Raw genomic sequence first — 15386 nt, 5'->3', positions numbered from 1 at the left:
TGTATGTTAATCAAGAATTTTTAAAGGTATTAAAGAATTGTTCATAGATTAATTATAGCTTGAATATTTCGTTAAGCAAAATGAAATCTATAGCTCTAATAAATTTTGAAGCTTTTCTTTATAATTTAGCTTACGTTTTACCTTTTTACGGTTAATGACTTTAATTTCAGATAGTTCTGTATCATTATCACAACATTGATTTGGGATTTCTGGTTGTTCATTAAAAAATTCTAATAAATATTTACGACGACATTGATCTAATTGTTTATAACCTAACATTCGACTATATCCTAATTTCTTTCGTTTATAAGATTGATCAAAAATATAATGAAGTTTAGCAATAGTATATTGATTGTACAATATGGACAAAATAGTTTTTTTCTCCGGAGGTATAAATTGACCTAATTCAAATTGATTAATATCTTCGGGCGTAATTCTATCTGCAAATAAAATAGTTTCTAATATATATGCATCGTCAGGTTGATATAGACTTATAGCTTGGCTTTGACGACCATCTCGACCCGCTCGTCCAATTTCTTGTAAATAATTAGATGGACTTGAAGATAAATGGAAATGGATCACTGTTCTTATGTCTTTTTTATTTATACCCATGCCAAATGCGCTTGTTGCGACAATAACTGGTATATCATTATTTAAAAATTGTTGTTGAACAGTATGTCTCTCTTGATAACTTAAATCTCCGTGATAAATACCAGTTAAAAAACCAGAATCATATATTAGATTAGCTAAAGTTAAGCACATTTTTTTAGATGACACATATATGATTGTGGGTCCGGTAGACGTAAGTTGTGGTAAAAGCCAATTTATTTTTTCTTCGTCAGATGCAAAGTTCATATGTCTTAAAGAGATGTTTAGACGGTTCATACTTGTTTTAACTGTATGAAGATTAACATTTAATATCTCTTTTAAATCATTTTCTAAATGTGGTGGTGCTGTGGCTGTTAAAGCTAAAATTGTTGATGATTTAAAATGAGAAGTGATTTTTCCAATTAGAGCATAATGTGGTCTGAAATCATAGCCCCACTCTGATAAACAATGGGCTTCATCGAGAACGATTAAACCAAAATCAATATTTGCAATCAGTTTGAAGTTTTGAGTTTGTAAAATAAATTCCGGACTGAGATATATAAATTTACTTTGATTAATCTTTTTAAAATTTTGTCGTTTTTCATTTTCATCCATACCTGAGTGTATACAACTAACGGCATGTTCTCCATTTAATTTCATTTGCATAACTTGATCATCCATTAATGAAATTAGAGGTGAAATAACAAGTGTAGGTTTTTCTAAAATATATGTAGGTAGCTGATAACATAAGCTTTTACCGCTGCCTGTTGGCAATATGCCAAGTGTATGTTGTTGATTTAAAACACTAGTTATTATTTCTTCTTGTCCGGGTTTAAATGAATCAAATCCGAACCATTGTTTAAGTTTCTCTTGTAGCAACTATGTCACCTCTTTCTATACCAACAATCATCAATTTAATTTGAAAGTATGATAGTTCAGAGAATTGTTGTTTATATTCTCGAAGTTTCAATCCTAAATTTGAGCTATAGTAATTTATAAAAATGTCTTTTTCCGATAAATCAATAAATGTTTCATAATCGTGCATATATCCTTTGATAAATAATTCTAATAAGTGGTCTTCTATAGTGTTAATTTTGACGTTTTGAATAGTTGCAATTTCTTGGGGTGATTGACCTTGTTGTAGTTGTCTGTATGTCATTTTTGTTTTGTTTAGTAATGTAGGTAAAATAATTGTCTGATGTAGTATGGGATAATCGTTATTATTTTCGAGTTCATACATCAGGTCTACTAATTGATTCATTTCCAATTCAAATAATTCTTCTTGGCTTATGGATTCTATTAAACTTACTTGTTGTCTAGTATACATAGGCTCTTCATAGCCTTGTAAATAATAATGCAAATAAATATGGGCATTTTTACTTGCTAATTTATCAAATAGTTGATGAATTTCGTTATAAACTTGTGTTTCTAGCTGCTGTTCTCTGATTAGTTTGTATATATCTTTAACACGTTGTTGTATGTAAGTTTGTTGAGCAACAGGGACAAATTTATATGCTTGATGTTGACTTTGGGAAACTGTTTGAATAAGTAACTGTATACAATTAAATGTCTTAATAAGACTGTCATAAGTAAATCTAGGATGCATTTTAATTTCGTATAAAGCATCATAATTATCTAGTTCATTTAAATATCGCTCAAAAGACGGATATTTTAATCGGGGGAAACTATGATATAATGACAAAAGTTGTTGACTACAAGCGTCGAAAAATGTTTGATGAGATTTCTTTCCCATCAAAATATTATATATACTTTTATTTGTTTTGTAGTTGAATGCATGTTGATAAGCATGTTTGATAATTTGATACAAAATGAACCCTCACTCTATAAAACGAATATATTGAAAATTAGACTATCGATGTCTACAATAGTAGTATTGTAATTACTAGTGTAGCATTTTTTTCAAAGGAGGCGAATGAAATTGGCTAAATATACAATCGTTGATATGGATACTTGTATTGCATGTGGTGCATGTGGTGCAGCAGCTCCAGATATCTATGATTATGATGACGAAGGTATAGCATACGTAATCCTTGATGATAACCAAGGTACTGCAGAAGTGCCTGAAGAGTTATATGAAGATATGGAAGATGCACTAGAAGGTTGTCCTACTGACTCTATTAAAATTGAAGAAGAGCCGTTCGATGGTGACGCGCTTAAATTTGAATAATAAATATTTAAATCTCCCTATCACATTTTGTGAAGGGAGATTTTTTAAATAGTCGACAAAGTTATTGACTTTGCAGGCAGCTTTATATGTACATATTTTTCCAAGGTACAGTTTCAGCCTATAATTCTATACAGATAAATCTGTAAGAATTTATTTAGTCTTCAACTAGTACTGTTCCTTTGGGAGTCAGCACATTAATACTGCCCTATATTTTTATATTATAAATGTATATTATTTTTAACTCTGTTATATATGAAGAAGAATATCAGTGAGATAACAATTCCTTTAATAATATTGAAAGGAATAACACCAGATACGATAATTACTTTTAGGTTATGGACAATGTCTGTTAAGTTAAATATCATACCGTAAAGTGGTAGTAAAACGAAATAATTTAAGATACTTAACACGATTGTCATAACAATTGTACCGACAATAAGTCCCATTGTTAAAGATTGATTACTACGTTTATTTTTATAAATATAGTAAGCAGTTAATAGGAAACTTGTAATTGCAAGGAAGTTGGCAACTGGCCCAACTGGATCTCCCATGTTAAAGAAAAAGTTAAGTAAGTTCTTAATAAAAGCTACAATTATCCCTGCCACTGGTCCTAATAAAAATGTAGCTAGCAATGTAGGTACATCACTAAAATCTAAAGTTAAGTATGGTGGTAAAAATGGCAATGGAAATTTAATGAAAGTTAATACAAATGCCACTGCACTTAACATACTTATTGTAATTAAACGTCTGTTTTGGTTTTGTTGCATATTAAATTTTCTCCTTTCATTCATCTTGCTAGAAAAGGAGGAAATTTGCACAACAAAAAACCTCCATCTTCTCCCATCCAGACTATACTGTCGGCTTCAGAATCTCACTGAATCAAGCAAGAAAAACGCATATATTTATACATAGTGTTCTTCTAGCGTCGCAGGCTTTATTTACTGCCGGTTGGGAATTACACCCGACCCCGAAGATGAATTGAATATTATTTTTTTATTTAAATATATCATACATGATAACTCTGTAATGCACAATGCGTTTGCTCGTTAGAGTGTTGGTCTCATTCCTAATAGTGACACTAAATAGATTGATATGGATTTCTAATAGTTTATATTAGTAATTTAAGTTTAAAATCCAAGTTATACATTTTTAATATCGCATTCAAAAAAGCACTAAGATGATTTCATGTTAATCACCTTAGTGCTTTTAGCTTGTTAATTACATTTTGGACTGATCAATTTTAGGTAATTTAATAATAAATGTAGTACCTTCTCCTAGTTGGCTTTCTACTTCAATAGAACCACCATGCTCCTCAATGATCATTTTACATATAAATAGTCCTAAACCAGTACCTTGTTTGCCTCTTTTTCTTGAGGCATCTACTTTATAAAAGCGGTCAAATACTTGTTGTAAATGTTCCGGAGCTATACCAGTACCTGTATCTTGAATGCGTAAAATATCTTGATTGTCATTTTCATCTGTAGTAACTGATATAGTGTCGCCAGGTTGAGTATATCTTGACGCATTATCTATCAAGTTAGTTAACACTTGATCCATTCTATCCATATCATAGCTCCATAAATTATCATTGTTCACATCGAAATACATGTTTAATTCTAAATCAGTAGCTTGTTGGCGGTATTTCATATTCATCTTATTTAATAAATCTGAAATAGGTTGTATTTCTTTTTCTACTGATAAGCCTTCTGCATCCATACGTGCAACATTTAATAATTCGTTTACTAATCGATTTAATCGTTTAGATTCATCTAGAACAATAGCTAAGGATTCATGAATCTCGTCAGGTTCTGTCACTATACCATCTACAATAGATTCAGTATATCCTTGTAATAGCGCTATTGGAGTACGTAATTCGTGAGATACATTAGCTATGAAATCTTTTTTCATTTGATCTAAATTATGTTCATTTGTCATATCACGAATAATCGCTACAATACCGCTTCTTCCATCATTTTGGATTCTATCAATATAGCTCATAATAACGACGTAGTATCTTGTATTAGCTTCCAATTCTTGGAATTGTGTTTCTTTTGTATTAAAGGTTTGTTCAATTTGTTGTTCTATTGATTCAACGGCACATTCATCTAAGTTATGGAAGACTTGGTCTGCCATTTTATTAGATATAATGATTTCTTTTTGCTCATTAATACCTATTACACCTTCAACCATTGAATTAATTAAACTATCACGTATATTCTTAGATGTTGATAATGCTTCAACATGCTCTTGAATTTCAAAACTCATGTTATTAAATGCACGAGACAATTCACCAATTTCGTCTTTTGTAGTAACAGATGTAATTTGTGAATAATCACCTTGCGATACTTTTTGAGCTTGATTTCTAAGTTGACGTAAAGGTTTTGTGATTCGTGATGATAAGAAAAATGCAAAAACAGTACTCACCGCTAAGAATATAATTGCTGTTATTAATATAATGATAGTAATCGCATTATTTGTATCCTCAATAGATTTTAAATCTTTAAAAATGAATACACCACTATAGTTTGAATCACTACCATCTTGAGCTTTCATTGGATAACCAACAAGTATATAAGGATGGGATTTCCCCTTTTCATTAATAGTGACATTACGTGCTAATGGTTCACCATGTTCAAATACATTATTAAATTCTTTATTATTTTTAATTTCTTTAAGCATGGATTGCTTTGATGATGACGTTGTTTGTTGATAGGCAGTGTTATTATTTTTCATAATAATTAAACCACCTGGATTATCTATTAGCGTTTGACTATTTTTAATGGCTATATTTTGATTTTGAGAGCTTTCTACTAAATGACTAATTCGTTTGGCGTCTTCTTTAATTGAGTCTTCAGCTTCTTGAGTATAATAATATTGAATAAACGTAATGAACGCGGCACTTAATAAAATTAAAACTGTCGTTACTATAAAGATTATAGTTAACCACAGTTTTATTACTACACTATTTAGCCGGTTCATCGTTAGCATTAACCTCAAATTTGTAGCCGACTCCCCAAACCGTTTGTATCATATGAGCTGCGTCACTTGATACTTTGTTAAGTTTTTCTCTCAATCTTTTAACATGCGTATCTACTGTACGCAAATCGCCATAGAATTCATAATGCCAAACTTCTTTTAATAATTGTTCTCTTTCAAAAACTTTGTTAGGTGTTTTTGCTAAATAAATTAAAAGTTCGTATTCTTTTGGCGTTAAATTTACCTGTTCATTATCAGCTAATACTCTATGTGCATCGTTATCTATAATTAAATGATTAAATTCAATTACATCTCTTGCATGAGGTTCACTTTTCTCAGGTGTTGTTGATTGTGTTCTTCTTAATAACGCTTTGACTCTTAATACCACTTCTCTTGGTGAGAATGGTTTTACAATATAGTCGTCGGCACCTGACTCAAATCCTTCAACACGATTTGTTTCTTCACCTTTAGCAGTAAGCATTATGATAGGAGTATCTTTATGCTCACGTAATTGAGTGGCTACTTCGATACCGTCCAATTCCGGTAACATTAAATCTAGAAGAATGCACGCATAATCATTTTCCATTGCAAGTTGTAAAGCTTCTTTACCATTACTTGCTTCATGTGTTTCAAAAGATTCTCTTTCTAAATAAAGCTTTAGTAATCTTCTGATTCTGTCTTCGTCGTCAACGATAAGTATTTCATTCGTCATAATACTAATTTACCTCCCACACATGCTGTTCATTTCATTTGTTATTATAGCATATGAAATAATATTTAAGTTAGTATTTAAAATAACTTTGTGAAAAAAATCTCAAACATTAATCTCTACTATCTTATACATTACCATTTTCAGCTAAATGTCTAATAGTTTTAACTTCATGTGGTGTAAGTACTCGCCCTTCACCAGCATTTAACCCTTTTAAATCTAACGGTCCAAACTGGATACGAGTTAATTTACTAACTTGATGGCCGAAATGTTCAAACATACGACGTACTTGTCTATTTCTACCTTCACTTATTGTTATTTCCACTAATGTAGTATTCTTGTCTTTATCTTGATTTTTAACTTTAACTTGAGCTGGTTGTGTAAACCCATCTTCAAGTTCAATACCTTTTTCTAAAGCTTTCACTTCTTCACGCATCAAATAACCTTTAAGTTTAGCTACATATTTCTTTTTAATATGGTATCTAGGGTGTGTCATTAAATTAGTAAATTCACCATCATTAGTTAACAATAATACACCTGATGTATCGTAATCTAATCTACCAACTGGGTATATACGTGTTTCGATATCTTTAAAGTAATCAGTAACAACTTTACGACCACGATCGTCAGATACACTCGTAATAACTTGAGCTGGTTTATTAAATAAAATATAAAGTTTATCTTCTTGTTCTAATTTAATTCCTTCAACTTCTACAGTGTCAGAACTTGAAACTTTAGTTCCTAATTCAGTAACTACTTGACCGTTTACTTTAACCTTGCCATCTGTAATTAGTGTTTCTGCTTTACGGCGTGACGTATAACCACTACTTGCAATTCTTTTTTGTAATCTTTCTAATTCTTTACTCATTTGTATCTCCTTTTTGATTTACCAAGTTACTAAAGAATGCGTCCATTTCTTCGTCATCTTCTTGAGTGGTTGGTAAATCTTCTAATTTTTCTATACCAAATACATTTAAAAATAGATCTGTTGTAATTAATTGTTGACTACGTGAATTTTGGACTTCTTTTGCTTCAACTAGACCTCTTGCAATAAGTGTTTTAACAGCGCCGTCAGAATTGATACCTCTAATCATTTCAATATCGCTTCTAGTTAGTGGTTGATTATAAGCAATGATAGATAAAGTTTCCATCGCTGCTTGAGATAATTTCATTTTAGACTTCTGCTCTATGAGTGCTTCGATATAATTTGCCGCTTCTTTCTTAGTAGTAAGAACACAAGTTGTTCCAAATTGTTGAATGATGAGACCATTTGACTCATAAGTTTCGATTAACTTTTTTAATTCATCTTCATTTACTTCTAATATTTCGAGCAACTGTTTAACTTCTAGTCCTTCATCACCAGAGGTATATAACAAAGCTTCTAATATGCCGTGCTTATTCAACGCTGTAATTCACTCCTCTTAAAATGTTAATATCATCAAAATTATGGTGTTGTTCAATATTAATGATACCTGATTTAGACATTTCTAAAATTGCTAAAAAGTGTGTGACCACTTGTTCGATTGGTTCTGTAAATGTAAATAGACTAAAGAAATTAAATGATGCATTGTTCTTTAATCTATCAGTTACTTGATGTGTAGCTTGTTGAATTGTAAATGTTTCTTTTCTGATTTCTACTGAATGAGGTTTATTAATTTCAACACGATTTTTAACACGTTGATAAGCGACTATTAATTCGGTTAAGTCAATTGTATTAGATGGATCCCATGATTCATCTGTTTCCAAATGTGATAAATCAGTTGGATGTTTTGTATAATAATAATAATCACGTTCTGCTTTCATGTCATTTAGAATTTCAGTGTATTCTTTATAATTTTGGTATTCAATTAACCTACCTACTAAATCTTCACGAGGGTCTTCATCTAAGTCTAAATTTTCTTCTGATTGTGGTAATAATAATTTACTTTTTATCATTAATAATTCAGAAGCCATAACCAAGTATTCGCTAGCAACGTTAATTTCTAATTGATTCATAGCGTGAACATACTGCATGTATTGTTCTGTTAAAGATTTCATAGGTATATCATAAATATCTATTTCAAATTTTTGAATTAAATGTAATAACAAATCTAGAGGACCATTAAATGCGTCCAGTTTTACTTCATACATAGTATCTACCTCATATTGCAACTTATGTGCATATTTCACTAAAATATTATAGCATGAATTTATATAACTTTTAAAATTAAGGTGAAAATCAGATGGAACAAGCATTAATTCAGTTTTACTATCAGTTTCATAAAAATCAACATTATTTTTTATGCCATGATATTTTGGAAGAAGCGTGGAAAGAAAATAATGATTACAGTAAACAAGATGCTGTTGTAAGTTTAATCTTATGTGCAACAGCATGCTATCACTATAGAAGACGTAATTTCAAAGGCGCAATAAAATCTTTTAATAAAGCAAAGCAAGTGATTACTCATGCTTCACGAAAAGATCAAATGACACTTCATTTAGACATTGCCATGTATATTCAATTGCTTGAAATGCAAATAGATAGAGTTGAACAACAATTACCATTTATACCTATCCAGTTACCAATAAATATTCAAATGTTAAATCAATTAGAATTAACATTTCCAGATTATTACTTTATGTCCACACCTGTAAAAAATGAAAACATTGTTCATCATCATTTGTTGAGAGACCGTAGCGAAGTAGAATTAGCTAGACAAGCGGCATTAGTAGAAAGACATTATAAAATAAAAGATATTGATAATAAGAAAGACCAGTAATATAGGTGTATTTACCCTATTATTACTGGCCTTTTATAATATAATAACTATGCTCTAGGATGATATTGATTATATATTTTTCTGACTTGAGATTTTGATACATGTGTATATAACTGAGTTGTTGAAATATCTGAATGTCCTAGCATCTCTTGTACTGCACGTAAATCAGCACCATTTTCAAGTAAATGAGTAGCAAATGAATGTCTTAGTGTATGTGGTGTTAATGTTTTGTTGATATTAGCTTTAAGACCATTTTGTTTAATCATTTTCCAAATACCTTGTCTTGATAATGGTTTCCCATGCATATTTAAAAATAAAACATTCGTTACAGTTTGTTTTAATAATTGAGGTCTAACTGTTTCGATATAAGTCGTTAAATAATCTATAACTGTATCACCTAAAGGAACAATACGCTCTTTATCACCTTTACCAAATACTCTTACAAAGCCCATCATTAAATTAACGTCTTCAATTTCAATTTGTATCACTTCAGATACCCGCATACCAGTTGCATAAAGTAGTTCTAACATTGTGCGATCACGGTAGCCATTATTTTTATTTAAATCTGGTGCATTTAATAATTGAATAACTTCGTCGACTTCTAATACGTCTGGTAATTTTTTCTCATATTTGGGCGTTTCGATTAATACTGTAGGATCTTTTGCAGCATATTTTTCGCGTAATGCAAATTGGTGAAAACTGCGTATTGTTGAGATGAAACGTGCAATAGATTTTGAAGATTGACCTTGATCTATTAAATAACCTAAGCATTCTTGAATTATTTGTCGGTCTACAAAGTCAATATTCGCTATTTTTTGTAGTTCTAAAAACTCTTTGTATTTATTTAAATCTCTTCGATAAGCACCAATTGTATTTACGCTTAATCCTTTTTCAATTTGTATAAATTTTAAATACTCTTCTATGATTGTATCTATCATAAAGCACCTCTTTTGAAGCGGTGGCTTCTTAATTAAATTACTTCACCATTAGAGATATAAAGACTTTCTCAGTTAACAATGCAATATGATTGTATTATTGGCTGTGTAATTAACTATAGTGAGAATAATCTTTATTATTTCTGTTCGGATTGCTTTTTAGCTTGGCAATCTGAACATACACCGTGGAAAGTTAAGCGGTGATCTAAAATTTTGAAGTTAAATTCTTTTTCAACACGATTTTCAACTTCTGGTAATAGGTCTTCTTCAATTTCTTCTACTTTACCGCATTCCATACAAACTAAATGGTGATGGAAATGTTTAGCGCCCTCTTTACGTAGATCAAAACGTGCAACCCCATCACCAAAATTGATTTTATCTAAAACTTTTAATTCTGCTAATAATTCTAAGGTACGATATACAGTTGCTAAACCTATTTCTGGAGATTTATCTTTAACTTTTAAATATACATCTTCGGCACTTAAATGGTCTTTCTCATTTTCTATTAGAACTCTTACAGTAGCCTCACGTTGTGGAGTTAATTTATATGAAGACTGTTGTAATTGTTGCTTCACGCGATTTAATCGTTCTTCCACGGAAGCCTCACTCCTCTACTAAGAATTATAATCATTTTAATCTAAAGTATGATTCACAATATAAATTACCAGTATTCTCAATAAAACGCAAGGATATTCCTTTATTATTTAGAATGATTATAATTTAATAATAGATGCTGAAGTGCGATAATTGTTTTCGCATCTTCAATTTCAGCGTTTTGCAAGGCTTTTCTCACTTCTTCAATTGAGAATTTATGAACTTCAACGAATTCATCGTCATCTAGATTCATTTCGCCTACTTCTAAATTATCAGCAAAATAAATCGTTAATTTCTCATTAGAAAAGCCAGGAGAACCATACATATCAGTAACATACTGTAAATCTTTAGCAATGTATCCTGTTTCTTCTTCAAGTTCTCTTTTTGCTGCTTCTTCACGTTCTTCATCTTTTTCCAATTTACCCGCAGGTATTTCAAGTAGTGGTTTTTCTACTGGTTTTCTAAATTGTTTTACAAGTAATACTTCATTTTCAGGAGTAACTGCACATATTGCAACTGCGCCGTTATGATAAATCAATTCACGTTTAGATGTTTGTCCATCGGGTAATTCAACATCGTGGATTTCTAAATCTATAATTTTACCATTATAAATCACAGTTCTATCTATCGTTTTTTCGTTAAATTCCATTTATAATCACGGTCCTTTTAAATGTTTTAATAAATTGATAAACTTAATGCGTTAGTTAAAGTGTATCGAAAGGAGAAACTACATGCAAAAGAATATTTTGAAAAGTGGTTTAGAAATTTCTGAGTTAGGTTTAGGTTGTATGAGTTTAGGTACTGATTTTAAAAATGCCCAACCTATTATTGAAAGTGCAATCGAAAACGGTATTACTTATTTTGATACTGCAGATATGTATGATCAAGGTATAAATGAGGAAATCGTTGGCAAAGCATTGAAACAATATCAAAACCGAGATGATATTGTCATCGGTACAAAAGTTGGAAATCGACTCACTGAGGATGGTAATATCACTTGGGACCCATCTAAAAAGCATATTAAAGAAGGCGTAAAAGGTTCATTACAACGTCTTGGATTAGATCATTTAGATTTATATCAATTACATGGTGGTACTATAGACGATCCATTAGATGAGACAATCAGTGCATTTGATGAATTAAAACAAGAAGGTGTCATTCGAGCATATGGTATATCTTCTATTCGCCCTAACGTTATAGACTACTACTTAAAACATAGTCAAATTGAAACATTGATGTCTCAATTTAATCTAATCGATAATCGTCCCGAAAGTCTATTAGATGATGTTCACGAAAAGCAAGTTAAAGTATTAGCTAGAGGTCCTGTATTTAAAGGATTACTAACATCTAATAGTAATAATGCATTGGATAAAAAGTTTGCTGATGGTATTTTCGATTATACAAATGATGAGTTAGGAGAAACAATTGCATCTATTAAAGAAATTGAAAGTAACCTTACTGCCCTTTCATTTAATTACTTAACTTCTCATGATGCATTAGGTTCAATCATTGTTGGTGCAAGTAGTGTTGAACAATTAGAAGAAAATGTTAAGAACTACTATAAAGATGTTAGCTTAGATCAAATTAAAGCTGCAAGAGAACGTGTGAAAGACTTACAGTATACACAACATTTAAAATAAATTAATTATAGTTTGAGCCATTAATTGATGTCATATAACATTGATTAATGGCTCTTTTTCTTTTATGAATTATATTCTATTTACTTAGTGATTCGTTTTATTCTTAAACAATGAAGAAAAATGTTTCTCTAAAAATCTTGGAGCTAATTGATATAGTTTTAACATATTGTGCATCCATGATGGTTGGTTAATTTCTTCTTTCTCTAAAATGATACCTTCTACTATTCTAGAAGCTAGTTGTTTCGAATTAATCATGATTGAGCGATATTGATTAAAATAAGATAATGACGGATCAGCTTTTTGATGAAAAGGTGTATCGATTGGACCTGGGTTAACAGTCATCACATGAAGATGTGGTTCTTCTAATCGTAAAGCATTAAGAATTTGGTTAAAAGCAGCTTTAGATGCACCGTAATGTGCTGCATGCGCTTGTGTGACAAAAGCAGCTTGGCTTGAAATACCTATAATATGTGCGTGTTCTACTAGATGAGGTTTTAGTATTTTAAAAAGTAAATTGAAGCTGATGATATTTATATTATACGTTTCTATGATTTCATCGGTTGTATGATCCGATAAAGATTTAAAGTATCCTAAACCAGAACTATACACTAGTCCATGAATTGGAGATTTCATTTTATTTGATAAAGCCCTAATATCATTTTGATTTTGTAAATCACATTTTAAAACATTAACTAAATAGGATTGAGAACCAAAATTGATTTGCTGAAATTTTTCAATATTACGTGCAAGAATTGTTACTTTAGCACCTCTTTTAATAAGTTGATGTACAATTTCTAATCCCAGTCCACTTGTTCCTCCTGTAACTATATAATGTTGTCCTATCATGTTTAATCCCTCCTTCGTATATACCGTTTATAATTTATGTTACTATATATTTATATTCTTAAAGTATCATTATTTTATAATAAAAATGAAGGTGATGTGAAGTATATGAAACTTGTATTTTATGGTGCTGGTAATATGGCACAAGCGATTTTTACAGGTATAATAAACTCTAGTAATTTAGATCCTAATGACATTTATTTAACTAATAAGTCTAACGAGAAAGCTTTAAAAGATTTTGCTGACAAATTAGGTGTCAATTATAGTTATGATGATGAAGCATTACTTAAAGATGCAGATTACGTATTTTTAGGCACTAAACCTCATGATTTTGAAGCTTTAGCTGAGAGAATTAAAGATTCAATTACAGAAAATAACCGTTTTATTTCTATTATGGCTGGATTATCAATAGATTATATTAGAGAACAATTGAATACTAATAATCCTTTAGCACGTATTATGCCTAATACTAATGCCCAAGTAGGTCATTCTGTAACAGGTATAAGTTACTCTAACAATTTTGGTCCTAAATCTAAAGATGAAGTTAATGAATTAGTTAACGCATTTGGTTCAGTTATTGAAGTTTCAGAAAACCATTTACATCAGGTAACAGCTATAACTGGAAGCGGACCTGCATTTTTATATCATGTATTTGAACAATATGTTAAAGCAGGTACTGAATTAGGTTTGGAAAAAGATCAAGTTGAAGAGTCTATACGTAATTTAATTATAGGTACGAGTAAGATGATTGAACGTTCAGATTTAAGTATGGAACAATTAAGAAAGAATATTACTTCTAAAGGTGGTACAACACAAGCTGGTTTAGATGCCTTATCTCAATATGACTTAGTAGCTATTTTTGAGGATTGTTTAAGTGCAGCTGTTAATCGCAGTGTTGAATTATCTAAAACTGAAGATTAATTTATTATATACTAAAACGCCGCAGAATTTGTCTCTGTGGCGTTTTAAATTTAAATTTTGAATGAGTCAAAATCATTAACGAATGTAAATTTAGGTGTGTCTGTGGTATTTTTCAACTCATTATAAACTTCATCAATATATTCTTTTGTATATCTATTGCTCATATGTGTTATCAAACTTTGTTTAACATTTGCTTTGCGCATCAGTTCAAAGACATCATCTATATGACTATGATGATAGCTATTTGCGAGCGTCTTTTCCCCTTCAATGTATGTTGCCTCATGTACCATAACATCAGCATCTTTCGCTATGATATGTTCGTTATGACATGGCTTGGTATCTCCAAAAATAGCAACAATTGGTCCAGATTTAGCATTTCCTTTAAACTGATCAGATTGGTATATCTTCCCATTAAATTCAAAAGTATCATTCATTTTAACTTCTTGATATTTAGGGCCAGGCTCAAGACCTATTGATTTAAGTGATTCTACGTCAATTGTTCCAGGTGTTGTAGGTGTTTCTAATCGATAACCGTATGACGTTATCCCATGATTCAAAATTTCAGCATGTACTGTAAAACCGTCATGATGATAATCTAAACGTTCATCGATTTCTATGTATGTAATTGGATAATTGAGATGTGATTCTGACAACGATAATGTTGTTTCTACATACTGTTGTATTCCTTTAGGTCCAATTAATGTAAGAGGTTTATTTTCTCCACCTTGAAAGGACCTACTCGTTAGTAATCCTGGAAGCCCAAAAATGTGATCTCCATGCATATGAGTAATAAAAATATGATCAACTTTACCTAATTTTATTGAATGATGAAGAATTTGATGTTGGGTACCTTCTCCTACATCAAACAACCAAATTGAATTGGAATAGGGTTCTAGATTTAAAGCAATTGCTTGCGTATTTCTCTCTTTAGTTGGTAGTCCGGCACTAGTACCGAAAAATGTGACTTCCATGCTCACACCTCCCTCTCTTCGATTCATTCTATCATATATAATGACAATTTTTATAATAAGAAATAAAATATAATTATCAATATTCCATTTGAGTACAACGTATTAGTTTTAATTTCATATCATAGTTTTACACATGTTTGTGAGTCGTATAATTTGGTAAATATGTATGATATCGATTATCATTTATTTAAATGATAAATTGCTTATGAACTTTAATAAAGCATATTATATGACCATAAGTTTTCTTTATCATATAATATAA

At 30.6% G+C, this 15386-nt stretch carries 17 protein-coding genes and 1 riboswitch; of the genes, 4 read left to right on the top strand and 13 right to left on the bottom strand.

Going from position 1 to position 15386, the window contains the following annotated elements; all coding sequences use genetic code 11:
• Positions 1-87 precede the first annotated feature (87 nt).
• Together NSQ15_RS06375 and NSQ15_RS06370 are read right to left on the bottom strand one after the other, a co-directional pair.
• Positions 88-1467, bottom strand: coding sequence for a RecQ family ATP-dependent DNA helicase (locus NSQ15_RS06375; protein ID WP_070453810.1), 1380 nt, complete (start codon positions 1465-1467; stop codon positions 88-90).
• On the bottom strand, positions 1448-2416 hold the full coding sequence (locus NSQ15_RS06370; RefSeq protein ID WP_070453812.1) for a helix-turn-helix domain-containing protein: 969 nt from the start codon (positions 2414-2416) through the stop codon (positions 1448-1450). The genes NSQ15_RS06375 and NSQ15_RS06370 overlap by 20 nt, the downstream gene beginning before the upstream one ends.
• Before the next feature lie 111 nt (positions 2417-2527).
• Between NSQ15_RS06370 and NSQ15_RS06365 the strand changes: the two genes are divergently transcribed.
• Complete coding sequence (locus NSQ15_RS06365; RefSeq protein ID WP_017637952.1) at positions 2528-2776, top strand: ferredoxin; 249 nt, start codon at positions 2528-2530, stop codon at positions 2774-2776.
• Between the two features lie 218 nt (positions 2777-2994).
• Here NSQ15_RS06365 and NSQ15_RS06360 read toward each other — a convergent pair whose 3' ends face one another.
• The 6 genes from NSQ15_RS06360 to NSQ15_RS06335 all read right to left on the bottom strand — a co-directional run bounded on the left by NSQ15_RS06360 (position 2995) and on the right by NSQ15_RS06335 (position 8591).
• Positions 2995-3543 carry an ECF transporter S component gene (locus tag NSQ15_RS06360; RefSeq protein ID WP_029055317.1) on the bottom strand — a complete coding sequence of 183 codons (549 nt, stop codon included), beginning with the start codon at positions 3541-3543 and terminating at the stop codon, positions 2995-2997.
• Between the two features lie 61 nt (positions 3544-3604).
• Positions 3605-3755, bottom strand: a riboswitch (FMN riboswitch).
• Positions 3756-3994: 239 nt separating this feature from the next.
• Positions 3995-5755 carry an ATP-binding protein gene (locus tag NSQ15_RS06355; protein ID WP_340747031.1) on the bottom strand — a complete coding sequence of 587 codons (1761 nt, stop codon included), beginning with the start codon at positions 5753-5755 and terminating at the stop codon, positions 3995-3997.
• Positions 5739-6464 (bottom strand): response regulator, encoded by a 726-nt coding sequence (locus tag NSQ15_RS06350; protein WP_017637949.1) that lies wholly within the window; start codon positions 6462-6464, stop codon positions 5739-5741. The genes NSQ15_RS06355 and NSQ15_RS06350 overlap by 17 nt, the downstream gene beginning before the upstream one ends.
• Positions 6465-6588: 124 nt before the next feature.
• A complete protein-coding gene (locus tag NSQ15_RS06345) occupies positions 6589-7329 on the bottom strand; it encodes a pseudouridine synthase (protein WP_017637948.1) in 741 nt (246 codons plus the stop codon).
• Positions 7322-7864: an SMC-Scp complex subunit ScpB gene (scpB, locus tag NSQ15_RS06340; protein WP_070453817.1), complete on the bottom strand. Its 543-nt coding sequence runs from the start codon at positions 7862-7864 to the stop codon at positions 7322-7324. The genes NSQ15_RS06345 and scpB overlap by 8 nt, the downstream gene beginning before the upstream one ends.
• The gene (locus NSQ15_RS06335) at positions 7857-8591 is read right to left on the bottom strand and encodes a segregation and condensation protein A (protein ID WP_340747030.1); all 735 of its coding nucleotides are present in this window, start codon (positions 8589-8591) and stop codon (positions 7857-7859) included. The genes scpB and NSQ15_RS06335 overlap by 8 nt, the downstream gene beginning before the upstream one ends.
• A 92-nt stretch (positions 8592-8683) precedes the next feature.
• Between NSQ15_RS06335 and NSQ15_RS06330 the strand changes: the two genes are divergently transcribed.
• Complete coding sequence (locus NSQ15_RS06330; RefSeq protein WP_340747029.1) at positions 8684-9220, top strand: DUF309 domain-containing protein; 537 nt, start codon at positions 8684-8686, stop codon at positions 9218-9220.
• 47 nt (positions 9221-9267) lie between these two features.
• On the opposite strand, the gene xerD is transcribed toward NSQ15_RS06330, so the two are convergent.
• From xerD to NSQ15_RS06315, 3 genes are all read right to left on the bottom strand, one after another.
• Positions 9268-10155, bottom strand: coding sequence for a site-specific tyrosine recombinase XerD (xerD, locus tag NSQ15_RS06325; RefSeq protein ID WP_026083518.1), 888 nt, complete (start codon positions 10153-10155; stop codon positions 9268-9270).
• A 137-nt stretch (positions 10156-10292) separates the two neighbouring features.
• Complete coding sequence (gene fur / locus NSQ15_RS06320) at positions 10293-10751, bottom strand: ferric iron uptake transcriptional regulator (RefSeq protein ID WP_017637943.1); 459 nt, start codon at positions 10749-10751, stop codon at positions 10293-10295.
• A gap of 104 nt (positions 10752-10855) precedes the next feature.
• On the bottom strand, positions 10856-11398 hold the full coding sequence (locus tag NSQ15_RS06315) for an NUDIX domain-containing protein (RefSeq protein WP_017637942.1): 543 nt from the start codon (positions 11396-11398) through the stop codon (positions 10856-10858).
• A gap of 82 nt (positions 11399-11480) precedes the next feature.
• Between NSQ15_RS06315 and NSQ15_RS06310 the strand changes: the two genes are divergently transcribed.
• Positions 11481-12389, top strand: a complete 909-nt coding sequence (locus tag NSQ15_RS06310; protein WP_017637941.1) for an aldo/keto reductase — start codon at positions 11481-11483, stop codon at positions 12387-12389.
• 84 nt (positions 12390-12473) lie between these two features.
• Here NSQ15_RS06310 and NSQ15_RS06305 read toward each other — a convergent pair whose 3' ends face one another.
• Positions 12474-13235: an SDR family NAD(P)-dependent oxidoreductase gene (locus tag NSQ15_RS06305; protein WP_070453822.1), complete on the bottom strand. Its 762-nt coding sequence runs from the start codon at positions 13233-13235 to the stop codon at positions 12474-12476.
• A 105-nt stretch (positions 13236-13340) separates the two neighbouring features.
• On the opposite strand from NSQ15_RS06305, the gene proC reads away from it, so the two are divergent.
• Positions 13341-14153 (top strand): pyrroline-5-carboxylate reductase, encoded by an 813-nt coding sequence (gene proC / locus NSQ15_RS06300; RefSeq protein WP_029055310.1) that lies wholly within the window; start codon positions 13341-13343, stop codon positions 14151-14153.
• Positions 14154-14203: 50 nt separating this feature from the next.
• On the opposite strand, the gene rnz is transcribed toward proC, so the two are convergent.
• Positions 14204-15124: a ribonuclease Z gene (rnz, locus tag NSQ15_RS06295; protein WP_070453823.1), complete on the bottom strand. Its 921-nt coding sequence runs from the start codon at positions 15122-15124 to the stop codon at positions 14204-14206.
• Positions 15125-15386: the final 262 nt, after the last annotated feature.

The sequence above is a fragment of the Staphylococcus sp. FSL W8-0774 genome (assembly GCF_038006785.1).
Taxonomy (GTDB): Bacteria; Bacillota; Bacilli; order Staphylococcales; family Staphylococcaceae; genus Staphylococcus; species Staphylococcus pasteuri.
This window is presented reverse-complemented; position numbering and strand designations above follow the sequence as displayed.